The sequence below is a fragment of the Sphingobium boeckii genome (assembly GCF_014199215.1).
GTDB classification, from domain to species: domain Bacteria; phylum Pseudomonadota; class Alphaproteobacteria; order Sphingomonadales; family Sphingomonadaceae; genus Sphingobium_A; species Sphingobium_A boeckii.
Window position 1 is genome coordinate 329,476 of record NZ_JACIJC010000003.1, and the last position, 24,321, is coordinate 353,796.

25 protein-coding genes are annotated in these 24,321 nt (G+C 63.6%); 12 read left to right on the plus strand and 13 right to left on the minus strand.

Annotated features, from left to right (window positions below; translation table 11 throughout):
* The first annotated feature begins 44 nt into the window (after positions 1-44).
* On the plus strand, positions 45-677 hold the full coding sequence (locus FHS49_RS09995; RefSeq protein ID WP_184017966.1) for a TetR family transcriptional regulator C-terminal domain-containing protein: 633 nt from the start codon (positions 45-47) through the stop codon (positions 675-677).
* Here FHS49_RS09995 and FHS49_RS10000 read toward each other — a convergent pair.
* Both FHS49_RS10000 and map read right to left on the minus strand, forming a co-directional pair.
* Positions 674-1,447, minus strand: a complete 774-nt coding sequence (locus FHS49_RS10000; protein WP_184017968.1) for a hypothetical protein — start codon at positions 1,445-1,447, stop codon at positions 674-676. The genes FHS49_RS09995 and FHS49_RS10000 overlap by 4 nt on opposite strands.
* Positions 1,448-1,494: 47 nt before the next feature.
* The gene (gene map / locus FHS49_RS10005) at positions 1,495-2,319 is read right to left on the minus strand and encodes a type I methionyl aminopeptidase (protein ID WP_184017970.1); all 825 of its coding nucleotides are present in this window, start codon (positions 2,317-2,319) and stop codon (positions 1,495-1,497) included.
* 65 nt (positions 2,320-2,384) lie between these two features.
* Here map and FHS49_RS10010 point away from each other — a divergent pair, with 65 nt between their 5' ends.
* Both FHS49_RS10010 and FHS49_RS10015 read left to right on the plus strand, forming a co-directional pair.
* Positions 2,385-3,143 carry a competence/damage-inducible protein A gene (locus FHS49_RS10010; protein WP_184017972.1) on the plus strand — a complete coding sequence of 253 codons (759 nt, stop codon included), beginning with the start codon at positions 2,385-2,387 and terminating at the stop codon, positions 3,141-3,143.
* A gap of 9 nt (positions 3,144-3,152) precedes the next feature.
* Positions 3,153-4,325 (plus strand): glycosyltransferase, encoded by a 1,173-nt coding sequence (locus FHS49_RS10015; RefSeq protein WP_184017974.1) that lies wholly within the window; start codon positions 3,153-3,155, stop codon positions 4,323-4,325.
* Here the strand turns inward: FHS49_RS10015 and FHS49_RS10020 are convergent.
* Positions 4,322-5,029 (minus strand): endonuclease V, encoded by a 708-nt coding sequence (locus tag FHS49_RS10020; RefSeq protein ID WP_184017976.1) that lies wholly within the window; start codon positions 5,027-5,029, stop codon positions 4,322-4,324. The two genes, FHS49_RS10015 and FHS49_RS10020, sit on opposite strands and share 4 nt — an antisense overlap.
* 199 nt (positions 5,030-5,228) lie before the next feature.
* Here FHS49_RS10020 and FHS49_RS10025 point away from each other — a divergent pair, with 199 nt between their 5' ends.
* Together FHS49_RS10025 and glnA are read left to right on the plus strand one after the other, a co-directional pair.
* Positions 5,229-5,567 carry a P-II family nitrogen regulator gene (locus FHS49_RS10025; protein WP_184017978.1) on the plus strand — a complete coding sequence of 113 codons (339 nt, stop codon included), beginning with the start codon at positions 5,229-5,231 and terminating at the stop codon, positions 5,565-5,567.
* Between the two features lie 88 nt (positions 5,568-5,655).
* Positions 5,656-7,068 (plus strand): type I glutamate--ammonia ligase, encoded by a 1,413-nt coding sequence (gene glnA / locus FHS49_RS10030; RefSeq protein ID WP_184017980.1) that lies wholly within the window; start codon positions 5,656-5,658, stop codon positions 7,066-7,068.
* 272 nt (positions 7,069-7,340) lie between these two features.
* On the opposite strand, the gene FHS49_RS10035 is transcribed toward glnA, so the two are convergent.
* From FHS49_RS10035 to FHS49_RS10055, 5 genes are all read right to left on the minus strand, one after another.
* The gene (locus FHS49_RS10035; RefSeq protein WP_184017982.1) at positions 7,341-7,661 is read right to left on the minus strand and encodes a TFIIB-type zinc ribbon-containing protein; all 321 of its coding nucleotides are present in this window, start codon (positions 7,659-7,661) and stop codon (positions 7,341-7,343) included.
* Positions 7,662-7,740: 79 nt separating this feature from the next.
* A complete protein-coding gene (locus tag FHS49_RS10040; RefSeq protein ID WP_246350561.1) occupies positions 7,741-8,583 on the minus strand; it encodes an alpha/beta hydrolase family protein in 843 nt (280 codons plus the stop codon).
* A gap of 178 nt (positions 8,584-8,761) precedes the next feature.
* Complete coding sequence (locus FHS49_RS10045) at positions 8,762-12,892, minus strand: translocation/assembly module TamB domain-containing protein (RefSeq protein WP_184017986.1); 4,131 nt, start codon at positions 12,890-12,892, stop codon at positions 8,762-8,764.
* The gene (locus FHS49_RS10050; protein ID WP_246350563.1) at positions 12,892-14,829 is read right to left on the minus strand and encodes an autotransporter assembly complex protein TamA; all 1,938 of its coding nucleotides are present in this window, start codon (positions 14,827-14,829) and stop codon (positions 12,892-12,894) included. Before FHS49_RS10050 ends, FHS49_RS10045 begins: the two co-directional genes overlap by 1 nt.
* Before the next feature lie 155 nt (positions 14,830-14,984).
* On the minus strand, positions 14,985-15,197 hold the full coding sequence (locus FHS49_RS10055; RefSeq protein ID WP_184017990.1) for a hypothetical protein: 213 nt from the start codon (positions 15,195-15,197) through the stop codon (positions 14,985-14,987).
* Positions 15,198-15,402: 205 nt separating this feature from the next.
* On the opposite strand from FHS49_RS10055, the gene FHS49_RS10060 reads away from it, so the two are divergent.
* Complete coding sequence (locus tag FHS49_RS10060) at positions 15,403-15,585, plus strand: hypothetical protein (RefSeq protein WP_184018658.1); 183 nt, start codon at positions 15,403-15,405, stop codon at positions 15,583-15,585.
* Between the two features lie 61 nt (positions 15,586-15,646).
* On the opposite strand, the gene FHS49_RS10065 is transcribed toward FHS49_RS10060, so the two are convergent.
* A complete protein-coding gene (locus FHS49_RS10065; RefSeq protein ID WP_246350564.1) occupies positions 15,647-16,276 on the minus strand; it encodes a PEPxxWA-CTERM sorting domain-containing protein in 630 nt (209 codons plus the stop codon).
* Between the two features lie 164 nt (positions 16,277-16,440).
* On the minus strand, positions 16,441-17,127 hold the full coding sequence (locus tag FHS49_RS10070; RefSeq protein ID WP_184017992.1) for a S24 family peptidase: 687 nt from the start codon (positions 17,125-17,127) through the stop codon (positions 16,441-16,443).
* A 98-nt stretch (positions 17,128-17,225) separates the two neighbouring features.
* Between FHS49_RS10070 and FHS49_RS10075 the strand changes: the two genes are divergently transcribed.
* Both FHS49_RS10075 and FHS49_RS10080 read left to right on the plus strand, forming a co-directional pair.
* Positions 17,226-17,414, plus strand: a complete 189-nt coding sequence (locus tag FHS49_RS10075) for a hypothetical protein (RefSeq protein ID WP_184017994.1) — start codon at positions 17,226-17,228, stop codon at positions 17,412-17,414.
* Positions 17,411-17,746, plus strand: a complete 336-nt coding sequence (locus FHS49_RS10080) for a hypothetical protein (RefSeq protein WP_184017996.1) — start codon at positions 17,411-17,413, stop codon at positions 17,744-17,746. Before FHS49_RS10075 ends, FHS49_RS10080 begins: the two co-directional genes overlap by 4 nt.
* Here the strand turns inward: FHS49_RS10080 and FHS49_RS10085 are convergent.
* Both FHS49_RS10085 and FHS49_RS10090 read right to left on the minus strand, forming a co-directional pair.
* A complete protein-coding gene (locus FHS49_RS10085) occupies positions 17,743-18,480 on the minus strand; it encodes a hypothetical protein (RefSeq protein ID WP_184017998.1) in 738 nt (245 codons plus the stop codon). The two genes, FHS49_RS10080 and FHS49_RS10085, sit on opposite strands and share 4 nt — an antisense overlap.
* Positions 18,477-19,694, minus strand: a complete 1,218-nt coding sequence (locus FHS49_RS10090; RefSeq protein ID WP_184018000.1) for a TIGR04063 family PEP-CTERM/XrtA system glycosyltransferase — start codon at positions 19,692-19,694, stop codon at positions 18,477-18,479. Before FHS49_RS10090 ends, FHS49_RS10085 begins: the two co-directional genes overlap by 4 nt.
* Positions 19,695-19,757: 63 nt before the next feature.
* On the opposite strand from FHS49_RS10090, the gene FHS49_RS10095 reads away from it, so the two are divergent.
* Together FHS49_RS10095 and FHS49_RS10100 are read left to right on the plus strand one after the other, a co-directional pair.
* A complete protein-coding gene (locus tag FHS49_RS10095; protein WP_184018002.1) occupies positions 19,758-19,937 on the plus strand; it encodes a hypothetical protein in 180 nt (59 codons plus the stop codon).
* Positions 19,930-21,294, plus strand: a complete 1,365-nt coding sequence (locus FHS49_RS10100; protein WP_184018004.1) for a putative O-glycosylation ligase, exosortase A system-associated — start codon at positions 19,930-19,932, stop codon at positions 21,292-21,294. The genes FHS49_RS10095 and FHS49_RS10100 overlap by 8 nt, the downstream gene beginning before the upstream one ends.
* 98 nt (positions 21,295-21,392) lie before the next feature.
* Here FHS49_RS10100 and FHS49_RS10105 read toward each other — a convergent pair whose 3' ends face one another.
* Positions 21,393-21,932 carry a type 1 glutamine amidotransferase domain-containing protein gene (locus FHS49_RS10105; protein ID WP_184018006.1) on the minus strand — a complete coding sequence of 180 codons (540 nt, stop codon included), beginning with the start codon at positions 21,930-21,932 and terminating at the stop codon, positions 21,393-21,395.
* A gap of 91 nt (positions 21,933-22,023) precedes the next feature.
* On the opposite strand from FHS49_RS10105, the gene FHS49_RS10110 reads away from it, so the two are divergent.
* Both FHS49_RS10110 and FHS49_RS10115 read left to right on the plus strand, forming a co-directional pair.
* A complete protein-coding gene (locus FHS49_RS10110; RefSeq protein WP_184018009.1) occupies positions 22,024-23,049 on the plus strand; it encodes a DNA topoisomerase IB in 1,026 nt (341 codons plus the stop codon).
* A gap of 11 nt (positions 23,050-23,060) precedes the next feature.
* Positions 23,061-24,239, plus strand: coding sequence for a mechanosensitive ion channel family protein (locus FHS49_RS10115; protein WP_184018011.1), 1,179 nt, complete (start codon positions 23,061-23,063; stop codon positions 24,237-24,239).
* Positions 24,240-24,321 lie beyond the last annotated feature (82 nt).

The window sequence follows — 24,321 nt, forward strand, 5'->3', positions numbered from 1 at the left end:
TGCCCGGACGATCCTTTCGATCAGACCGCCCCGCAGGACGAGCCATGACCGAACGCAAAGAGCCCCGCAAGCGCGCCGCCCGCCAGGCCCCCGAAGTGCGGCGGCAGGATCTGCTGAAAGTGACGATCGCCTGCCTGGCCCGGCTTGGGCCGCGCGGCACCACGGGCCGCGAAATCTGTCGTCAGGCGGGCGTCTCCCACGGTCTGCTCCGCCATTATTTCAACAATCCCGAAAATCTGCTGCTCGAGACCTATCAGCAGCTTTGCGACGATTTCATCGCGCGTTTCGAGCTGGAACTGGAAACGCCTCATCCCGATCCGTGGGAAGCACTGGACAGTTTTTTCGCCGTGCTGTTTTCCGAAGAATGGTCCAGCCCCGAAATCCTCGGTGCCTGGATGGCCTTTTGGACGCTCGTGCGCAGCAGCGATGACTTTGCGAAGACCAGCGAGGATTTCAACCGCCGCCTGCGCGAATTGCTGCTGACCTCGGTTGCCAGATTGCCCAGCGCGGGGCGCATCCCCGATGCCGATGTGGCCGCGATCCTGTCCGCCGTGATGGACGGCCTCTGGCTGGATTACTGCCTGTCCCCCGGCCGCCTGCCCCGTGATCGCGCGCTGGCGCTGTGCAGCCTCACGGTGCGTCAGCTTGTCCCGCAGCCGGGTCGGGCCAGCCTTTAGCGCTCCTTGATTAGGCTCTGCGTATAATCGATCCGGATGCGGACCCATGCCCCCATCTGGGCGCGCCCATTGATCCGCGGCGGTCGCACCTTGAATTGCCACGCCGCCAGCCGCACCGCGCGCGCAAGCCCTGATCCGCGTGGCGATTCGCCAAGTTCATGGCAATTATCAACGCCGTAGCGCTCGATCGTCTGGCAGGCGATCAAGCCCCAGCCATCAACGCGCGCGCCCTTCGGCATATAGGTGGACAATTCCGCATTGGTTGGCCGCTTCTGCCAATCGGCATCCGCAAGGCTCTGCCCCGCCGGACCACCACCGATGGGCCGCGAAGCGCCTGCATCGGCGCTGTCTCCGCTCTCGCCATCGGCCTGCTTGCCGGGGCGCGACGGCATCTTGCCGATATCGGAGGCCGCGAAATCCCTGCGGCTCAGCAGGATCATCGCGAGCGGAGCCGGGGCGGCGTCCACTTTGGGTCGGTCGATTTCAGGCGGGGCCACCGCGGCGGCCTTGGGCTGACGGGGGGAGGCCGGCTTGCTTTTGCGCTCCTGCTTCTTCGCCTGCTCCGTCGCGGTGGCTTCCGGGCCGGGCGCGACGTTGAAGGTCGACATTCTGGCCCCCATGGGTTGCGACATGTCGGCCTGGTAAACCTGCCGCAACAGCAGGAACAGAAGCAGCGCGTGCACCGCCAGCGCCAGACCAAGCGCAATGGCACGGCGTCTCGTGAACCCGATCTGCGGCTGCGACGAATAGCGGGAGGACGCGAATTGCATTGGGGCGTTGCCTAGACGGCGCCGAAGCCTGCCGCAATCGGGTCAATTCAATAAGGCGGGCGGTCCAGCCCCTTGGGGCTCTTGGTAAAGATCTGGCAGCCCGTTTCGGTGATACCGATCGAATGCTCGAACTGGGCCGAAAGCGTGCGATCCCGTGTCACCGCGGTCCAGCCATCATCGAGCATCTTCACCGGGGGCTTGCCGATATTGATCATCGGCTCGATCGTGAAGAACATGCCGGGGCGCAATTCCGGGCCGGTGCCGGGGCGGCCCGCATGGACGACTTCGGGCGCATCATGGAACATCCGCCCCACGCCATGCCCGCAGAAATCGCGGACCACGCCATAGCGGTGGTTCTCCGCATGGGTTTGAATCGCATGAGCCACATCGCCCATGGTGTTACCGGGCCTGGCCTGCTCGATCCCCAGCATCAGGCATTCATAGGTGACGTCCACCAGCTTGCGCGCCTTGATCGGCACATCGCCGACCAGATACATCCGGCTGGTATCGCCATGCCAGCCATCGATCAGCGGGGTGACGTCTATATTGACGATATCGCCGTCCTTGAGCGTGCGGTCCCCCGGAATACCGTGACACACGACATGGTTGATCGAGATGCAGCAGCTATGCGTATAGCCGCGATAACCCAGCGTGGCGGGCACGCCGCCGCTGCGCAGCGTCTGTTCGCGCACCATATCGTCAAGCTCGCCCGTGGTCACGCCGGGCACCACATGTGGAATCAATGCGTCGAGAATTTCGGCGGCGCATTGGCCCGCCTTCTGCATCCCGGCAAAGCCCTCGGGGCCGTGCAGCTTGATGGCACCTGTACGGGCGTTCACGCCCAGATCGTCAGCAGTCACATAATCGGTCATCCAAACCATATAGCGCCGAAATCGCCGCTTTGCGAGAGGGCGCAGCCAAGCTATGCGCTATCGCCATGAGCGAGGAACGGATCTGGACTGCGGCGCTGGTCATCATCGGGGATGAAATCCTCTCGGGACGCACGCAGGACAAGAATGTGTCCCAGATCGCCTTATGGCTGAATTTGCAGGGCATCAGGCTGGCCGAAGTGCGCGTGGTGCCCGATGTGCAGGATGCAATCGTCGAGGCGGTGAACACGCTACGCGCGCGCAACGACTATCTCTTCACCACCGGCGGCATCGGGCCGACTCATGACGATATCACGGTGGACGCGATCGCCGCGGCACTGGGTGTGCCCGTGGTCATCCATCCCAAGGCGCGTTCCGTGCTGGAGGGCTATTACGCCACGCGCGGCGGGTTGACCGAGATGCGGCTGCGCATGGCGCGTGTGCCCGAAGGCGCCGACCTGATCGAAAACCGCATGTCCGGTGCACCGGGCATCCGCCATGGCCGCATCTTCATCATGGCGGGCGTGCCGCATATCACCGCGATGATGCTCGATGCGCTCTCCGGCACGCTGGAGGGCGGCAAGCCGTTGCTGTCCGACACGCTCGGCTGCTGGGTGCCCGAAAGCGAAGTGGCGGATATCCTGAGCGCCACCGAAAAAGCTCATGCCGCCTGCCAGATCGGCAGCTATCCCTTTTTCCGCGAAGGCCGGGTGGGCGCGAATTTCGTCATCCGATCCACCGATCGGCAGGCGCTCGATATCTGCGTGGCCGCGCTGGCGGACGCGCTGGCGGGTGCGGGCAAGGAAACCGTGGCGGGCGGGATTTAGCGCGGTCGCATGGCGCGCATCCTGCTCGGCTGGGAATTGGGCGCGCATCGCGGGCATCTGGTGCGGCTGGCCGCAATCGCGCGCATATTGATCGCGCAGGGGCATCAGGTGGATGCCGCGCTTCAGAATATGGATGGCGCAGCGGCGCTGTTTCCCGAAGGCGTGCGGCTGTGGCAGGCGCCGCTCTGGCCGCGGATGATCGTGAATGTCACGCGGCTGGATGGCCCGCCCGTGGCGACGATGGGCGATATCCTGGTGCGGCTGGGGCTTGATCGGGAGGAGGCATTCGAAGGGTTGATCCGCGCCTGGGATTCGCTGTTTATCGCGATCAGCCCGCAGTCGGTGATCAGCGATTTCGCGCCAGCCATGCTGCGCGCCGCCTGGGGGCGCATTCCCAGCATCGCCGTGGGCACCGGCTTCGAATGCGTACCGGGCGATCTGGCGGCCTTTCCCAGCCTGAACCGCCAGCCGGCGGCGCATGACGAAGCCGCGATCCTGGCGCAGGCCAATGCCGCGCTCGCGCGCTGCAGCCGCCCGGCGATGCTTGGCCTGCCCGCGCTGTTTGCCGCCGATACGCCGCTTCCGGGGACGTTTCGCGAACTCGATCCCTATGGCGCGATGCGCCGCGAGCCGCCGGTCTCCCCCACGCTGGCCGGCCCGGCACCGCCCATATCCGACGGGCAAGGCGAAGAGGTGTTCGTCTATGGCTTTGAACGGATCATGGCGGACGCGGCCTTGTGGGATGGACTGGCGCAATCGGGCCTGCCCGTGCGCGTGCATGTGCCGGGTGCCAGCGCGGCGCTGCAGGAACGGTTCGCGCGCCTCGGCTTCGCCTTCGCGCCCGATCCCCTGCCCTTCGAAGAAATCGCGCGGTGTGCCCGGCTTTTGGTATCCCATGGCGGCCACGGCTTCACGAGCGCAGCGCTGCTGGCCGGCATTCCCCATATCATCACGCCCTATGATCTGGAAAAACAGGCTCATGCCGATCATGTTGTGGCGCTGCGGCTGGGCGGACAGGTGCCGCTGATGGCGATCAAGCCAGCGCCCTTCGCCGAAAGCCTGAAGCGCATCCACGCCGACGATGCCTTGGTTGCACGCGCACGAAACGCCGCACCGGGCTTTCATGCGCAAATGGCTAGGCCGATGGATAAGGCCATCTTGGCCGCTATATCCGGCCGCTAAGCCTCGCCATGATGTTCCGCAGCCCGCCGTGCTGCATTCGCCGCATCGTGCGCCATGCGGATCGGCACCGGCAGTCGTCGCCCGTCGCACAGTTTGAGCACCCAGGCGACCGCGCTCTCCAGCGAGATACGATGGCCGGTGCTGACATAGATCGGCAGACACTTGGCCCGGGTGCGCAGCGCGACGCCCACGATTTCGCCGCGATCCACCAGTGGCGCAATGCTCCCCGCGGCCTCGCCCAAATCGCCTTCGACCTTCCCGCACAAGAGGGATTTCGCGCAACCGATCGTGGGCACGTCCAGCACGACGCCCAGATGCGTCGCGATGCCGCAGCGGCGCGGGTGCGGACGTCCATGGCCATCCACCAGGATGAGATCGGGCTTTTCGGGCAATGCTTCCCACGCCGCGACCAGCGCCGGACTTTCCCTGAAACCGAGATAGCCGGGGACATAGGGGATGTCCGGCACGGCGGTGATGCTGGACGCTGGCAGCCGATCGCGCGGCGGCCACATCATCGACGCGATAGCGGCGTGGATCGGGCCGCGGCTGTCGCGCCATTTCATCGAAGTGTCCGCCCCTGCCACGATCCGCACGGGACCAAACCGGTCTTCCATTTCGCACAGCGCGGCGATCTCGCGCTGGGCGACGCTGGCGGCTTTCAGATCTGGCGGCGCGAGCCAGTCAGCGGGGAGCGGTTTGCGCATCGCTTCTACATTGGGGCGATGCGCGGCTGTGCAAGTGCGGAAATTTTGCCCATTTCTTGAGCAGCCGCTATCTTTGTGCCTTGAATCGCGGCATTCAAGCTGTTCTCAACGCTTCGCAAGTGCCGCATTTCGTGAGTCTTGAGTTGGCACGTTTATTGAAAGACGCGCGATAGCGTTCAAACGGGGAGGTAGAGCGCCGATGAAGAAGATCGAAGCCATCATCAAGCCATTCAAGCTGGATGAAGTGAAGGAAGCGCTGCACGAAGTGGGCGTATCCGGGATCACTGTGACTGAAGCCAAGGGCTTTGGGCGACAGAAAGGCCATACCGAGCTGTATCGCGGCGCGGAATATGTGGTCGATTTTCTGCCCAAGGTGAAGCTGGAAGTCGTGGTGGAAGACAGCCTGGCCGATCGTGTGGTGGAGGCCATTGCCGCCGCCGCGCAGACCGGCCGGATCGGCGATGGCAAGATATTCGTCATCCCCGTGGAAACCGCCCTCCGGATAAGGACGGGCGAGAGGGGCGACGACGCGATCTGATCATCCGAAAGGCTCCCAGGGACAACGATCCCCAAATTCTCAGCGCAAATTCTCAGCCCAAATTCTCAGCGAGGAAAGTGAAAACGATATGGCCAATACCGTCGCATCAGTTCTGAAGAAGATCAAAGACGAGGAGATCGAATGGGTCGATGTCCGTTTTACCGATCCCAAGGGCATCTGGCATCATTTGACCATGTGTGCCGGCGTGATCGGCGAGGATGAACTGACCGACGGTTTGATGTTCGACGGCTCCTCGATCGAGGGCTGGAAGGAAATCAACGAATCCGACATGATCCTGAAGCCCGATCTCGACGCGATCTACACCGATCCGTTCAGCGCGACGCCGATGCTGATCGTGATCTGCGACATCGTCGAGCCCGTGGATGGCTCGCTTTATGCCCGCGATCCGCGCTCGACCGCCAAGCGCGCCGAAATGTTCCTCCAGTCCACCGGTCTGGGTGACACGGTCTATATCGGCCCCGAACCCGAATTCTTCATGTTCGACGATGTGAAGTTCGATAACACCTATGCGTCGAGCTATTACAAGCTGGACGATGTGGAACTGCCGACCAACACCGGCACGACCTATGAGGGCGGCAACATGGGCCATCGCCCGCGCGCCAAGGGCGGCTATTTTCCCGTTGGCCCGGTCGACACCACCACCGATATCCGCGCCGAAATGGTGACGACGATGCTCGAAATGGGCCTGCCCATGGACAAGCATCATCACGAAGTGGCGGGCAGCCAGCATGAGCTGGGCCTGACCTTCGGCAAGCTGGTCGAGACCTGCGATCGCATCCAGATCTACAAATATGTCGTGAAGCAGGTGGCCCATGCCTATGGCAAGACCGCAACCTTCATGCCCAAGCCGATCAAGGCCGATAATGGTTCGGGGATGCACACGCATATCTCGATCTGGAACAAGGGCAAGAACACCTTCGCGGGCGACGGCTATGCCGGTCTCTCCGAAACCTGCCTGTATTTCATCGGCGGCGTGATCAAGCACGCCAAGGCATTGAACGCCTTCACCAACCCGACCACCAACAGCTACAAGCGTCTGGTGCCGGGCTATGAAGCGCCTGTGTTGCTGGCTTATTCGGCGCGCAACCGTTCGGCATCGTGCCGCATCCCTTATGGCGCGGGCACCAAGGCGAAGCGCGTCGAATTCCGCTTCCCCGATCCCCTTGCCAACTCCTATCTCGCCACCGCAGCTTTGCTGATGGCGGGCATCGACGGGATCCAGAACAAGATCCATCCGGGCGAGCCGATGGACAAGAACCTCTATGATCTGCCGCCCGCCGAACTGGCCCAGGTGCCCACCGTCTGCGGTTCGCTGCGCGAAGCGCTCGATGCGCTTGAAGCCGATCAGGAATTCCTGCTGAAGGGCGGCGTGTTCACCAAGGACCAGATCGACGCCTATATGGAATTGAAATGGCCTGAAGTGGCGCGTTGGGAAATGTCCCCATCGCCGGTCGAATTCGATATGTATTACAGCGGCTGATCGACCGCGAACTCCGCGACCGGCCAAGGCCGCAGCGGAAACCAAAAAGAAACCCCGGAAGAGCGATCTTCCGGGGTTTTCTTTTGGAATTGCTCGCAAAAACATTCGGGCTGAGCCCGACCGATCGCCTTTATTGAGCGCGCGATGACAGAACATGGATCCGTCATTGCGAGAAGCGCAGCGACGCGGCAATCCAAGGAGCGCATAAACCGCTCTGGATTGCTTCGCTACGCTCGCAATGACGGAGGTGAATCGACCAAAGTCATCACGCTTTAATCGAACATCTCTTCCAGCCAGGATTTGCGCTTCTTGGGATAACGCTGATCCTTATGCCCGCCATGAAAACGATCATCCGAATAGTGATCGCGCGCGCCGCCCCATGGGGTTTGCTGCAAGGGCGGCGGCGCGGCCTGAACCGGCGCGGGGTCGGCGGCACCGCTGCGTTCGATGATCTTGTCCAACTCGCCACGATCCAGCCAGACCCCACGGCATTGCGGGCAATAATCGATCTCGACGCCTTGCCGGTCCGTCATGGCAAGGCCCACCTTGCAGACCGGACACAGCATGGCGGAAACGGCTTCGGGGGTGCGCATGATATTACTCCATGGAGACGAACTCTCCCCCTGATCTGGGGGCGGCGGACGGTTTACGCAACCGGCCCAATGTAAGCGATCATTGCTGCAATGCCTGCTGGATCAGCCTTACCGTCTCCGCCCAGGCGGCGCTTTCCGGGGCGATCAGCTCGACATGGCCCTCATCCTTGATGGTGACGACATCAACCGTCACGCCCTTCGCCGCCAGCGCATCGCCATAGGCCTGGGCATAGCCTGGCGGGGCAATCCGATCCTGTGTCGCATTGACTGAAATCTGCCGCGCGACACCGGGCTTCATCGCGATCGGAGATGTATCGGCATAGACATCAGGCCGCGCGGCGCTGGGCGCGCCCGCCATGGCCTTGGCGCCCTCGGTCCCGCAGCCATGACCCACCGTGTTCGACGAGAATTGCAGATCGGGAAGGCCGCCCTGGCTAAGCGCCGCCGCGATCGGCGCGGGCGCAGCGCCCCGCAAGACCGAATTTTTCGGCAGGGCAGCCCGATTGGCCAACCAGAGCGCCAGATGCCCCCCTGCCGAATGACCGACCGCGACGATCCGGTCCGTCTTCAAGCCGATCGCCGGACCGTCCTTTGCCAGCAGATCGGCGGCCGCGGCCACGTCCAGAAACGTGCCGGGATAGCCGCCGCCCGGCCGGTCCACACCGCGATATTCCACATTCCACACTGCGATTCCCCGCCCGCGCAGATCGGCGGCGATCCAGTTCATGATCGTGCGATCCGCCACATCGCTCTGCCAGCAGCCGCCATGGATCATGAGCACCACCGGATGCGGCCCCCGCGTTTCCGGCAACCAGAGATCGACGAACTGAAGATCACCCGCGCCATAGGCGATCTTGCGATCGGCCTCCGGCACGGGTCGCGCCAGCAGATCGGACCAGTTCAGGAGAGGCGCTTGGGTCATGGTTTCTCCCGTGGCGTTGGAGGCGGTGCAACCTGCCAGAAGCAACATCGCGAGCCAGTATCTAAACGCACCTCTCACCCTGTCATTCCCGCGAACGCGGGGATCCAGCTTCGTGCCGGGTCTCCCGAAAGAAGGAGAAGAAGCCGGATTCCCGCCTGCGCGGAAATAACAGGTGGCATCAATAATCCTTCGACACGCGCAAATTGACGCTCTCGCGACCCAGGGTGGAGATGCTGGACAAAAGCGACAGCCAGCGCGTGATCTGGAATTCGGCGCGCGTGGCGGAATAGCCCGCCCCGTCCGTGATCACCTCGACATAGATCCGCCGCGTGAGATATTTGCCCGCAGCCACTGACGTCCCCTGCCCCGTCGTCACGTCCGCCGGCAGGATGCGCAGGCGATCGAGCCCCGCGGCCTGGCGCACCGCATTGATCGGATTGAGCCCGCCCCCGCCACCCTGCAGCGACGCCACCGCGGCGGCGAGCTGGAGCGCTTCGGGCGCTGACAGATTGGTGATCGACGTGCCGAACAGCAAGCGGGAGAGCAATTCATCCTCCGGCATGGCGGGCACGCTGGAGAAGGAGATTTCGGGGCGTTGCCCGGTGCCGCTCACCCTGATCGTGGCGTTCACGCCCTGCGTATCGGCCTGCGCCACGATATCCAGCGTCGGATCGATCGGCACATTGCCATTGAAGCGGATACTGCCGCGTTCCAGATCGAAGCGACGCCCGGCAAATTCATAGCCGCCCCGCACGAGATCGGCGCGGCCCACGATCGAAGGCGATTCCACGGTGCCGCCGATATCGAGAGCGGCGCGCCATTCGCTTTCAAGCCCCAGGCCAGACACCATCAGGCGATTGGGCGCATTGGCCTTGATCGCGAGCCGCCAGGGTTGAGCGGCGACAGGCCGGATGATTTCCTCGCCCCGCCGGTTGATCTCGCGCACGTTCAGGCGCGGGATGGATTGCGCCGCGCTGGCGCGGCCCAGTTCGAATGCGCTGCGATCCAGCCGCACATCGCCCGCGATCACGCCGCCGCGCGCATCAGTTTTGATCGTGAGCGGGCCAGTGACAGTGGCGTCCAGATCGTCCCGGTTGAGCAGGACGGCATTCTTCGCGTCGATCGCCAGATCGATGCCGAAACCCGTGGCAGACGCCAGATAGAAGCTGCCGCGTCCGGTCACGCTGCCACCGCTGCCCGCATCGGCCTTGAACTGATCGAGCACCAGGCGGGACCCATTGAACCGGCCGCTGGCCTGCATATTGGTGAGGATCGTGCCGGTGACCGCGCTTTCCAGGCGCGCATTCTGCGTGCGCACCGAGCCGCGGATCACAGGATCGGCCAGTCGCCCGGTCATGTCCGCGCCGATCGCCACCTGACCGGACAGATCGAAAATCTCGACCCCCGTCAGCCGCCACAGCGTATCCGCCGGGCCATCATAGCGTAGTTGCGCGAACAGCGGCGCATTCTGCAGCCGCGTCATCAGATCGCCCGCGCCCAGCGGCGCGAGCCGCGCCTGCGCCCGCCCGATGATCTTGCCGCCGCTAGCCGCCACCGCGCGCGCCGCGGCCCTATTGCCCTCCAGCACCGCGGTGATCCCCACGTCGATCGGCTTGGACGACAGCACAAGGCCAGATCGACTGAGGCCGCGAATCTTCAAATCCGCCCGTCCGCTCGGCAGACCCGGGCCGGTCTGTCGATAACGCAGCGTGCCCGATGCCACCCCGCCCAGCCCCAGATCGGGATAGAACATATCCGTGATCGAAAGCGGCATCTGCGCCAACGTGGCATCGATCTCATTGGGGCCATCGCCGAAGCGCCCGGACACCTTCGCCGTGCCGCCAGCGAAATTGAGTACGGTTTCCGCCAGTCGCCAACCGCCGCCATCCTTAGTCAGCACGGCGGGCGTCACCAGCTTGGCGGGCTTGCGATCGATCGTGCCCTCGCCGGTCAGTTCGATCCGGTCATCCGTGAACGTCGCCACGGTGGTGATATCGAAGGCGCGTCCGCGCTGGCCCGAGAGCTTGGCGTTCACAACGCCATTGCCGCCGACGATCTTGGCATCGGCGACCAGGCTGGCAAGCACGATATTGCCCCGCCTGATCCCGCGCGCATTGATCTTGGCGTCGATCGTCGTCCCCGCGGGATCGAGCAGCATCGTTGCCTGCACCCGCCCGCGGCGGATGGACAGCGGCGGCGGCCCCGCAAATTGCGCTCCACTCGCTGTGAGATCCGCAATGATCTGCTGCATCCCGCGCACCGGCGCAAACGCCAGCGTGCCATCCAGCCCGCCGCCCGCAATCGCCAGGCGGCCATCAAACCCGCCGGTCACGCTGCGCAGGCTGCCCTTGGCCGTGGTGCCGGATACGCGCAATTCGGCGATCTGGATCACGGCGGGCTGGTTCGCGGGCAACAGGATCGCGCCAAGGCTGGTGAACGGCCCCAGCATGGATCCGCCCGCCGCGCGATAGACAAAGCCCTGCGCATTGGGATTGAGCATCACACGGACGTTGGACAGGCCCAGCGCATCCATCGGCCGCGCGAAGATCAGATCGAGCTTGGGCCGCGAGATATCGCCATCCAGCGTGATGCGGAACGGCCCATATTGCCGCTGCGTCCCGCTACCTTCGAAATGGAACGTGCCGTCGTTGCGCCGCAGGCCATTGCCCGTCAGCCGCAGCGCCGGCGCGGTGAGCTTCAGATTGCGCAGATAGAGCACGCCATCCGGCCCGCGCTCCAGCGCCGTATCGATATAAGGCAGACCGCCCGCCAGCGAGGCGAGAAACGCATTGTCGAACCGGCGCACCCACACTTGCCCGCGGCCCGCCACGCGCGCGCCCTTGCCATTGGCGCCGGGCACCACGCTCAATTCCGTTTTCACGTCGACGATGCCGAGGCCAGGAATGAGATAGCGGCCAAGCTGGCCCGAAATCGTGACCTCATACCGCCCGGTGACCAGATCGACGAAGACGGACACCTTGCTGGTCAACTTGTCCGACCGCACCTGAAGCGCATCGCCCACCAAGGTCTTGGACGTGACCTTCAAAAGGCCATCCACCTTCAGATTGGCCAGGATGCCGCCCGCCACATCGCCCACGCCCGTCACGCGCCGCGCGGTCAGGCTCAAGGGCACGGCGACCGGCTGCTTCGAGAGCCGCCCCTTGCCGCTGGCGCGGACATCCTCGAATCCGGTCTGATCGAAGGCCACGCGCGGTGCGGTCAGCAGATATTCGAAATTGGCGCTATCGAACGACCCATCGAGCAACAGGCGCAATTGCACGCGATCACCCGACATGTTGGGAAATAGCGATTTCGGCTGCAGGAGATTTGCGGTGATGCGCATGTTATCAAAGCTGCTGCGACCGAGATCGAGCGTGCCCGCAGCATTGGCCGAGAGCGCGGACGAGCGCAGCGAAACTTTGGCATCGAGCCGGCGATTGGCAAAGGTCGCGCTCCCATCCACCAATATGCGCGGAGCGCTCAGCGTCTGCAGCTTGCCCTTGGTTACAAGCGAGGGGGCAAGGAAGCCGTTCAGATCATAGACGCCCTTGGTGGCGCCAAGTTTCAGGTCCGCGATCCGCTGATTGCCCATGTCGAGCAGCGCCACGCCCTTCCAGGCGGACCACAGGCCATCACCTTTTACGGAGAGCTTTACCGGCTGCACGGTGCCCAGCAGCTTGCCAAACACGCCATTTGCGGGCGCATCCAGATCGGCGTCGATATCGAACCGATCGCGATCCGGCTCCGCATCCAGCGTGAGCGCCAGCCGGTCTGCCCCGCCCTCCACGCCGGCATTGAGCACGATCATCGCGCGGCCAGCCCGGATATCGGCCTTGCCGTCGATCCGCCCGATCCGCCTTTGACCCGCAACCGCCGGCTCGAAGCGCAACCGATCGATCCGCAACGCGCCGATGCGGATATCGAAATCGGGCAGGATCGGCCCCGTCTTCTCGCTGGGATTGAAGCTCGGTCCACGGTGCAGCGTGGCCAGGGGCGCGGTGAGGCTGGAGATATCAAGCCGGTCCGACAGCAGAAATGCGAAGGGCGCCCAATCCAGCTTTACGTCCGGGCTATCGAGCAACAAACCTTGGGCATCATAGATGCGCAGATCCCTGATCGCCGCCTTGCCGTAGATCGAGCCTTCGATCCGCCCGATCTTGATCTTCAAACCCGATTTCGGGGCCATCCGCTCGATCCGGTCGATCACGAAGCGATGGCCCGGCCCCGTATCCAGCGCCCAGATCGCGGCGAGCAGCATCAGGGCGAGGCCAAGCGCCATGCCGCCGGCCCATTTGAGCACCTTGCCCATCAAAACGCCTGGCCCAGCGACACATAGACCGCGATGCGCGGATCGCCTTTTTGCGGATTGATCGGCGTGCCGACGTCGATGCGGATCGGGCCGAAATTGGTATAATAACGCGCGCCGATGCCAGCGCCGATGCGCATATTCTTGAGCGAGGGCAGGCCGCCGCTGCTGATATTGCCCGCATCTACGAACGGCACCACGCCGAACGCGCCAAAACGCACACGCGCCTCCAGCGAAAATTCGGCCAGGCTTCGGCCGCCGATCGGATCATTGTTCACGTCGCGGGGGCCGATGCTCTGATAACTGTAACCGCGCACCGATCCGCCGCCGCCCGCATAGAAACGCCGCGACGGCGCGATCCGGTCCCGATCGGCGCCATAGATGGTGCCCATCCGGCCACGGCCGGCGATCACGATCGTGTCGCTGACGGGGAAATAGCCGCTCGCGTCGATCTGCGCCTTCAGATAGCCGAAGGTGCCCGATTGGAACGAGGCTTCGGGCGATATGCGCGCGCCGACGCGAAACCCCTTGGTGGGGTTCAGCAAATCATCCGATCCATCATAATTCAGGCTGGAGGGCAGAGCGCCGATGAAGAATGTGCGCCGCACGGGCACCACGGCATTGCCGATGATGCCGCGCTCATCCGATGCGATCAACTCGCCCCCCAGAGACCATATCCATTTCTTTTGGAAGATGATGTTGGTCTGCCGCTCCAGATTGCCGGAGAGCGTGAAGGTGCGCGCGGCATAAGCGTTGCGATTGATGTTGCTGACCGCCACCTGGCCATTGAGCACCCGATCGCGATCGCCGAAATTATTCCGGCGCAGCGTGGTGCTCAACAATTGTTCCTGCGTGCCCGCCACGCCGCGGAACGTCACCGCGCCCTCGGGCTTGATGAAATTGCGGTGCTGCCAGCTCGCCTCCAGCCGGATCCCCTCGCCCGTGCCATAACCCAGCTCGCCCGCAATCGTGCGCGGCGGAGCGGGTTCGAGCGCGATATTGAGATCCACCGTATCCGGCACAACGCCCGGCACGGGCTCGATCTTGGCGGAGGAGATCAATCCCGTCTGAATGAGGGCGCGGCGCAGATCGTCCACCATTTCCGAATCATAGGGTTCACCCGGCTTGAACCGGGCGATCGTCTGCAAATGCTTGGCGCCGAACACCTTGGTATTGGCGACGTTGATCTGCCCGAAATTGCGCGCCGCACCGGGATCGACGGTCATCACCAAAGTCGCGGTGCGCTCGTCATGATCCACCAATACTTCGGGCGCGCCGATCTTGGCGAAGGGAAAGCCTTCGCGCCCGATCTTGGCGCGCACTGCGGCTTCGCCCGCCAGCACCTTGCCCGCATCCACGGGATCTGCGGCGTCCACACCGAAACTCTCTTCCAGCGCCGCCGCCTTGTCTCCGGTCTTTTCGATGCCGGGAAGCTGAACATCGGTGAAGGTATAGACCGGGCCTGGCTCGGTATCGAGGATCACCAGGATCTTGCCGCCGGCTTCGGTCTCCACGCGCGTATCCACCCGCGCCGCATAATAGCCGTAAGCGCGCATCAGGGTGCTGAGCAGATCCTGATCCTCGCGCGCGCGCCGGTCTATCTGCGCGATATTGGCGGTCTTGCCCTTGGCATTCTCCAGCGTGGACAGCGCATCGAACTGGGTGCGCAGCCCCTCCAGCTTCAGATCGCCCAGTCCATCGAGCCGCACCTCATACCGCCGCTGATCGGCAATTTCGGTTTGCGCCACCGGGCCGGCCGCCTGTCCATCGGGCAGATCGGACATGTCGGTCAGATCGGGCCACTCCACGCCCAGATCGGGCATCTCCGCCAGCGGCGCATCGGGATCGAGCGACGGCATATTGCCGTCTTCGGCCGGAAGGGTCAGGGCAGGTGGCGGCGCATCCTGCGCCGACAATCCTGGCGCAGCGCTCAGGGCCATCAAAGCGCATAGCGAAGACGCCCCACAACGCGACCGCAGATAAGCCAGAACCATCACGGCGTCCTAACCCGAAGTGCAGCCGCCCGCCAGCAAGGAATGCTGACTTAAATCAGGGATGTGCGCGGCGCATCGCCGGGATCGCTCCGCTCATCCGTTCAATGGACGGATGCCGCAGCACCATCACCGGCCAGATGCGCGATCAGCCGCTCGATCTGACGCCAGCGGCAGAAGTGCCGCAGATTGCCGAGATCGCGGCTGTGATGCGCCCGTGCGGCCGCCTGCGATCCCGCATCCGCACCAAAACGCGTGATCAGGCGGGAGGCATCTTCCCAGGTGGCGCGGTCGGCAACGAAAGGCAGGCTGATCATCAATGTCCCCGGAAAAAAGCGCGCATGTGAGGCCGCTTGCATTCAAGCGCCATGCCATGTGGCCCACCGAGGCTTGCGCGCGGGATAATGTGGTAGACATGCCATTTACCAAATGCCGTTTCGGGACGATCGTTTCATCCCGGCACAGCGCCCGCCCCGGATCGGGACTCTGGCGCGCGGACGCGGGACGTGGCACAGGCGCGGCATGAGCCAGAATCCCGGACCCAAATCGCCCATGGCCGGCGGCATCGCCATCGCCATCCTGTCCGTCGCCGGCGTGATCATCGGCAGTATGCAGGGTCAGCCGTCGCTGGGGCTGGTCGGCGGATTCGCCGCGGGCACCGTGGTTGCGCTGGCCGTATGGCTATTGGATCGCACGCGGCGCTGAGTCGCATGAAAAAGCCCCACCGGATTGCTCCGATGGGGCTCCCTATCATTCAGATCAACGATCAGACCGCGTAGCTGACCGTGGTCTTGACAGCGCGACGACGCATCGAGCCACCGACAAAGCCGAAGCCAGTGATCATCATCGCCCAGGTCGCAGGCTCAGGAACGGCAGCGACGTCAAACGAGAACTGGCCGGCATAGTCCGAGGTGGAACCGCCCGGGACGGCCGAATTTGCGCTCACGTTATTCACGTTGGCGGTGCGCTCCCAGCCGAAGCCGGTCAGCGTGTATTGCGCATTGTCGATCAGCGCCGAGGTGCCGGAAACCAGCGTCTTGGCGGTAGCGTCATAAACGCCTGCGATCGAAGCGCCGCCTTCGAACTTCAGCGTGAGCTGATAGAAAGGATCGGAATTGGTATTGGTGCCAACGGGCCAGCCATCGCCGAGAACGACGAAGTCGTTCGCACCCAATTCGCTGGGATTGTTAATCGCCTGATCCTGCGGGTTCAGGCCATTGAAAGCCGGCTGACCGAGGAACAGCGTGTAAAAACCGTCGACCGTGGTGTTCCATACGGTTCCGGAGGCCTGCTGCGAGGCATTGAGACCGCGCACTTCGGCGCTGATCAGATTTGCTGCATTTGCAGCCGATGTCATGGAAAGCAAGGCCGCGCCGGCCAGTAGATAACGCTTCATTTTACAGGTCCCCTTGGGTGATCGAGACAACCGCATCGTCGCGGTTCGACAGTCCCCTAACCCTGAAAAAATCCTTAAGAAACAATTTCTTTTGGGTTAACGGCTGACGTTTCAATTCGGGACGTTAGGCATTTTAATGCACATTTTCAGGGAACCAAATCGGCCTAGCCGAGTCTGCGGCCGACCCAGACGACGCGGCCGATGATGCCGACGTCGCCTGGCCGGCAATCGGGCCAGGATGGATAGGCGGGATTGTCGCTCTGCACCGTGAGCGTGCGTCCCGCCGGATTGAGCGCGATCCGCTTCACCATCAACGCATCCTCCAGCCGTAGGACATAGATGCCGTCGCGCAACCGCGCCGCCGCATCGCCGCTGTCGATCATGATCTCGTCCCCATCGGACAGCGTGGGGGCCATGGAATCGCCTTCCACGCTGATGATCGAGAAATTGGCGGGATCGCCCGCCGCGAGATCGCGCAGATAGTGCGGATGAAAACCCAGCCGGGAGTGCACGCGTTCATCCCCGGATAGCGCGCCCGCGCCTGCCGATGCACCGATCGCGAGCCGCGGGATCAGCACCAGATCCGCCGCCGGATGCCGCCGCGCCTTTTCCGCGCGCACGGCGCGGGGCGGCACAGCATCGCCACGCCCGCCAAGCACTGATTCGGCCACGCCGAAAAAGCCCGCCAATAGCCGCCGGTCTTCCTCGTCCAGCTTCCTGGGCGTCCCGCGATGGATGAACTGCTGAATATAGGCCGGATTGCGCCCGATCATCCGCGAGAGCGAGGCATAATCCCCGCCCTTTTCGCGAATCAGCGCATCCAGCGCGGCACGGGGATCTGATTGGTCCATTCCGACACATATAGCATAGGAAATTTCCTTTGCAATGTAGGATTTTTCCCAGCAGGAAATATCCTATCGATCATCGACTCGGGGAAAGGACCGCCACCATGAACTTGCTTCGCCGCATCGAACGGCATCTCGATCACCACCGCATCGCCCAAACGCGTTTCGGGCGGGACGCCGCCGGAGACCCCCGCCTGGTGAGCGACATGCGCAATGGCCGCGAGCCGCGCTGCCAGCTCGCCCAACGCGTCACCGCCTATATGGACGGGCAGGATGCGGGGGTGCACTCGTGAAGGGTGGCCCACGCAAGACTGCCCGGCTGGCCGATCCGCATGCGGGGCTGCTGCGTCATATAGAGGCGCGGATGGCGCGCGAGGGGCTGGCGGCAGAGCTGCAGGAAAGCCGTTCGGAACGCTGGGCAAGCGCCACCTTCACCGGGGCGCGGCATCGCTTCCATTTCAGCGCGATCGGCGCTGGTGCAATTACGGGACTGGAGCGAATGGGGCAGGATCTGGGGGAGAGCGATTTCGCCCTGCCCGATCACATCGTAGCGGACATCGCGCTGTTCAAGCGCGGCGACGGGCTAGGGTTCGATGTGGAGGCACTCACCGTGGAGGCGCATTAGGCGCTCCGCGCCGCAAGCCTCTGCAGCGTGCCCAGGGCATCCCGCAGCGCATCGTCCATATCGCGCACGGGGGAGAATGGAGCCGTGCGGACCGCGGCAACCGGGATCGGTGCCGCCGCGGCCATTGCCTTGCGGCGGCGCAGGCCGGCTTCCAGACGAGCGACAAGCTCGGTGAGGCTGAGCGTGGCGATCGGCGCGGCTTCCAGCGACGGCGCACCCCAGCGCACCGGCTCGATCAGGGCCGGCTCGGGATCCTGCATCTCATCGAACCAGGGATCGGGCTCCCACAGCATCCGGCCCGGTTCGGCGATCATCGGCGCATCGCCTTCGGCGACGGGATCATTCTCGAACGGCAGCACGGCGCGGTCCGCTGCACGGATGCTGTCAAACGGCGCACCGAGATCGGTGGCGGCGAAGATCGGGCGAAGAATGGGGAGATCATCGCGGAACACGTCATAGGCATCCGCTTGCTCATCCGCAGCGGGCCAGACGAGGCCCAGCACAATCCATAGGGAGAGGCCCGTCATCATGCCGGCGGACGCCGCGATCAATCCCCGTGCGGTCAGCCCCAATGGCGCTTCCGCCGCTGCCAGCACAGCAGGCAGTCCGCTGGCCAAGACGAGATTTTCCAACAGGACGACCGGCAGCGACAGGATCGCCACCGCCACGATCAATCCGGCCATCAGCGCGGTGATCGCGGGTGTCTGCGTGCGCGGGAGAATTTCGGTATTCATGGTCTTGTCCCCTGGAGCCTGAGCCCCGTCAGTCTTTGGTAAACAGGGAGATAACGCGAAATGTTTGACGACCAGTTACGATCGCGCTCCACAAAGGCACGCGCCACGGTGCGGCGCATCTCCCAGCCCGCACGATCCGCAAACATCCCGATCAGAGATTGCGCCAGGGCGGCGGGATCGTCGGGGGGAAAGAGCGTGCCGGTCACGCCATGCTCGATCAGCTCGCGATGCCCACCCACGTCGGACGCCGCCACCAGCCGCCGCTGCGCCATGGCTTCCAAAGGCTTGAGCGGCGTGACAAGCTCGGTCAGCCGCATCGCCTTGCGCGGATAGGCCAGGATGTCGACCACACCATAGTAACGCTCCACCTGCTCATGCGGCACGCGCCCGATGAAGCGGATGCGATCCACCGCCGATGATGCCGCCGCCTGCGCCTTGAGCGCAGCCTCCATCGGCCCGCCGCCCACCAGCAGGAGATGCGCACCGGGCCGCGAAGCCATGATCATCGGCATCGCCGCGATCAGATCGTCCAGCCCCTCATAATCATAGAAGCTGCCGATGAAGCCGATCACTTCGGCACCGCCCAGTCCAAGTGCGCTGATCAGCGCCTGATCGGGCGGTGGCGGATCACCGAACAGGCCAAGGTCCACGCCATTGGGCGATACGAAGATCTTGCCCGCATCCACGCCGCGCGCGATCAGATCGCTCCGCAATCCCTCGCAGATCACCGCCACCGCATCGGCCTTATGCGCGGCGCGCGTCTCGAGCTGGCGGGTGAGCCAGTAAAGCGCTGACCCCTCCCGCCCAGTCCCGTTGCCCACCGCCGCATCTTCCCAGAAGGCGCGGATTTCATAGACCAGGGGAATGCCATGGCGCTTCGCCACGCGCTGCGCCGCCAGCGCATTGAGCACCGGGGAATGTGCGTGGAGCTGATCGGGCTTCCATTCCCGCACCAGCCGGTCGAGCCGATCGGTGAGCGCGGAAACCTCGCGCCATTCGCGCAGCGGGCTGGGCACGGCCTTGATCGCGGGCGTGCGGAAGAAGAGCAGCCCTTCCACCTCTTCCGGGTCCGGCGCCTGATGGTTGTAGCGCGGCCCGGTCACCCCTGCGACATCCCAGCCCATGGCAAGCTGCGCCTTCATGATCGCGCGCGTGCGGAATGTGTATCCACTGTGCAGCGGCAGGCTGTGATCGAGGATATGCAGGATGCGCATCGCATCGCCTTGCACCGGCAAGGTTTAACGTGACGTCAACCGCGCCCGGCTATGGCGGTTTGCGTGATCGACAATTTCTCCCTTCTGCTCACGCACGCGCTGCTGCTGATTGCGGCCTGGCGGCTGATCGCGCGCGCGGATCTGGATCGCGAGCCGCCTCCGCCGCAGGATGAAGCGCCGGCGCGCGGTTTCGCTCCAAGGCCCGGATCACCCCCGAAACCCGGAGTGAAGCCGGGTGCGTGAACTGGCCTTTATCGGATTTCTCGCAGCATTGTTCGGGCTGGGGCTGAAGCGGCCCTTCCTGTTCATCCTGGCCTATGTCTATGTCGATATCGTCTCGCCCCAGCGGCTGAGCTATCTGCTGCTCAATTCAGTGCCGATCTCGATGGTCGCGGCGGGATTGGCGGTGCTGGGCTGGCTGGCAATGGACGACAAGCGCAACGCCCGCTTCGCGCCGCGCCAGGCGCTGATGCTGATCCTCCTGCTCTATTGCGGTGCCACGCTTGGGGCATCGCCCTTCCCGCTTGAGGCCTATGCCAAATGGGATTGGGTGTGGAAGGCGCTGGCCTTTGCGATCTTCCTGCCGCTCACCCTGCATACGCGCCTGCGGATCGAGGCGCTGGTGCTTTACATGATCCTGTGCGCGGCCTCGATCATCATCGTGGGCGGCCTCAAGACCGCCACGGCGGGCGGCGGCTATGGCGTGCTCAATCTGATGGTCTCCAACAATTCCGGGCTTTACGAGAGCAGCACGATCGCCACGGTGGCGATCGCGATCGTGCCGCTGATCCTGTGGCTGATGAAATATGGCACGATCTATCCACCCGATTGGCGCGTCCGCCTCTTTTCCGGGGCGCTGATCTTCGCCTGCCTGCTGATCCCGATCGGCACGGAAGCGCGCACCGGGCTGATCTGCATCGCCGTGCTCGGCCTGCTGCTGCTCCGCTTCAACCGGCGGCGCTTTCTCTATATCGGGCTGGCGGGCGCACTCGGGCTGATCGCATTGCCGCTGCTGCCATCCAGCTTCACGCAGCGCATGGATACGATCCAGGGCTATAAGGCGGATAGCAGCGCCAATACGCGGCTGGCGGTGTGGGGCTGGACCTGGCAATTCGCCAAGGATCATCCTTTCGGCGGCGGCTTCGAATCCTATCGCGCCAATCGGCTGCGGATCGAGAATGAGACGAGGCTGGGCGTGGGCATCGGCGCGGATGTGAAAAAGACGGTGCATTTCGATGCCGCGCGCGCCTTTCACAGCGCCTATTTCGAGATGCTGGGCGAACAGGGCTATCCGGGGCTCATGCTGTGGCTGGCGATCCAGTTGGGCGGGCTTTTCCGCATGGAGGTAATCCGGCGGCGCTATCGCGACCGGGATCGCCCGGATGAACTCTGGGTCGCCCCGCTCGCCGTGGGGCTGCAACATGCGCACATCATCTATCTGATCGGTGCGCTCTTCGTGGGTATCGCGTTCCAGCCCTTCATCTTCATGCTCATCGGCGTGCAGATCGGGCTGAGCAGCTATTTGCAGCGGCGGGAAAAAGAAGCCGGGTTCGTGCCGATATTTGCGAAGAGGAAAAGCGCAAAACAGATTGTGACATAATTGGCATCCCAAATCCGTTTATCCCGAGCGCGGTCGAGAGACGTATGTCGTCACCAACGTCCCTCGACTTCCTCGGGATAAACGCATCGATGATCAACCTAGCGCCGCTCGATCGCCTCAATCAGCGCTTCGGTAAACGCCGGAATATCGTCCGGCTTGCGGCTGGTGATCAGGAAGCCGTCTTCCGCCACGGCCTGATCGACTACGTTGCCGCCCGCATTCGTCAGATCGGTGCGCACCGAGGGCCAGCCTGTCACGGTCTTTCCGCGCACCACATCGGCCTCCACCAACAGCCAGGGCGCATGGCAGATCGCCGCCACGGGCTTTTCCGCATGGATGAAATCGCGAATCGCATCGATCACCTTGGGCTCCATCCGGAGGCTATCGGGATTGGCGACGCCACCAGGCAATAGCAGCGCGTCATAATCGGAGGCCTTGACGGCATCGAGCGTCATGTCCGGCTTGATCCGGTCGCCCATCTTGTCATGCTTCTTGCCCTGGATGGGATCGAGCGCAGGAGACGCCAGATGGACCGTGGCACCCGCCGCCATAAGCGTCTCGCGCGGATCGAACAGTTCGGAATTCTCAAACCCGTCAGTGGCGAGGATCAGAATCTTGGCGTCCGAGATACTGGGCATAATTGTCTCCTGTTGCATGAATTCATAGGCTTAACCCGGAATGCGCACACCCGTTCCGGAACGATCCGGCAGGGCGTGGGTTGAAACGGGCATGTCGAAAGAAGCGCACCCCCAGGATCGCCTTTGCTATGTCGATGACGGCCTGCCCGGCATCACGCGCCGCAAGGCCGGTCACGGCTGGGCCTATACCGATGCCAAGGGGGAGCGGATCAAGGACCGGGACGAGATCGACCGGCTGAATGCGGTCGCATTGCCGCCCGCCTATCAGGATGCCTGGTTCTGCCCGTCCGCGGACGGCCATATCCAGGCGACAGGCTTTGACGAAAAGGGACGCAAGCAATATCGTTATCACCCCGAATTTCGCGCGAGGCAGGACAGCGCGAAATATGACAAATGCAGCGATTTCGGCCGCGCACTGCCGCTGATCCGCGCGCGGGTGGAATCCGATCTGCGCCGCACCGCGCTCAGCAAGGAGCGCGCCGTGGCGGCCATCGTGCGCCTGCTCGATCGCGGACGGCTGCGCATCGGCAATGAATCCTATGTGAAAGCGAACAAGAGTTTCGGCGCGACCACACTCCGATCGCGCCACGCCAAGGTGATCGGCAACACGCTGCGGCTGAGCTATCGTTCGAAATCGGGCAAGGACCGCGTGGCCGCGATCACCGACGGATCGCTCGCGCGTTTCGTCAAGCGCTGCCAGGATCTGCCGGGGCAGCATCTGTTCCAGTTCCTCGATGATAATGGAGCGGCTCATGCCGTCACCTCGACCGATGTGAACGCCTATCTGCGCGAGATCACCGCGAGCGATTTCACCGCGAAAAATTTCCGCACCTGGGGTGCCAGCCTGATCGCGTTCGAGACCCTGCACGGCGCCGATTGCAAATTGTCTCTGAAATCCATGCTTGAGCCCGTGGCCGAAGACCTAGGCAATACGCCCGCGATCGCCCGCAAATCCTATGTGCACCCGGCGCTGATCGATCTGGCGGGGCAGCAAGGCGCTCTGCCCTTGCGTCTCCCGCGTGCGACCCGGTATCTGGGCCGCACTGAGCGTGGGCTGATCGCTTTTCTCGATGGCCTGAACACCGAGACCAAGGCCAAGCCCGCCCTAGCGGCCTGAGAAGGATTTTGATGACTGCCCCCAATAGCGCCGCGCCCCTGATGATCGACGGGACGAGCATCCCAACGCTGTGGAATGACAGCGTGCAATGGTTATCCGATCACAGCTTCCAGATTCTGATCGCCGCCGCCATCGGCGCTGGCATCTTCTTCGCCTTGCTCGGCATTCGCCGGATCGGCGTGAAGATGTGCGACAAGGAGGATCTGACCGGCTGGCGCACGATCATCGGCCGCGCCATATCGAAGACGGGCACCATCTTCATGGTGCTGGTCGCTGCCAAGCTGGTTTCGGGCTATGCGCAATCACCGGCGCTGCTGGCCTCCACGATCAATTTCCTCTTCACCATCACCGCCGTGTTCCAAAGCGCGATCTGGGTGCGGGAGATTGCACTGGGAATGATCGAGCGTCGCGCCGGCACCGATGCGCATCATGCCGAAGCGCTGGGCAATGCGATGGGTATCATCCGGCTGCTGATCACGGTCACCATCTTCGCGATCGCGCTGATCCTGGTGCTGGACAATCTGGGCGTGAATGTCACCGGCCTCGTCGCCGGTCTCGGCATCGGCGGCATTGCGATCGGCATGGCGGCCAAGGGCATATTCGATGATCTGTTCGCCGCGCTCTCCATCCTGTTCGACAAGCCCTTCCGCCGCGGCGATGCGATCAAGTGGGACAGCACATCGGGCACGGTGGAGGCGATCGGGCTGAAGACCACGCGCGTCCGCTCGGTCACGGGCGAGGAGGTGGTGATCTCCAACGCCAATCTGCTCAACAAGGAATTGCACAATATGGCCCGGCTCCGCCGCCGCCGCCATGTGCTGATGATCGGCGTCACCTATCAGACGCCGCCCGAGGTCTGCGCCGAAATTCCCGCGATCATCAAGGAGATCGTGGAGGAACAGGAAAAATGCCAACTCGTCCGCTGCGGAATGACCGCCTTCGGCGGATCGAGCCTGGATTACGAGATTCAGTTCGATGTGATGTCCGAAACCTATGAAGTGGTGTTTGCTGCGCGCCACGCGGTATGCGTCGCGATCCTTCAGCGCTTCAACAAGGAAGGCATCGAATTCGCCTATCCCACGCAGACGAGCTTCACCGCCGCGCCGGATGGCACGCTGGTGATGCCCTATGCGGATGATCCCGCGCCTCCGCCTGTGAAGACGCCGGCGGCAAAGAAGAAACTTTCATAAGCCCGTTTGTCCCGAGCGAAGTCGAGGGACGTTAGGCCACGCACGTGTCTCGACTTCGCTCGACACAAACGGGTGTTGGGCT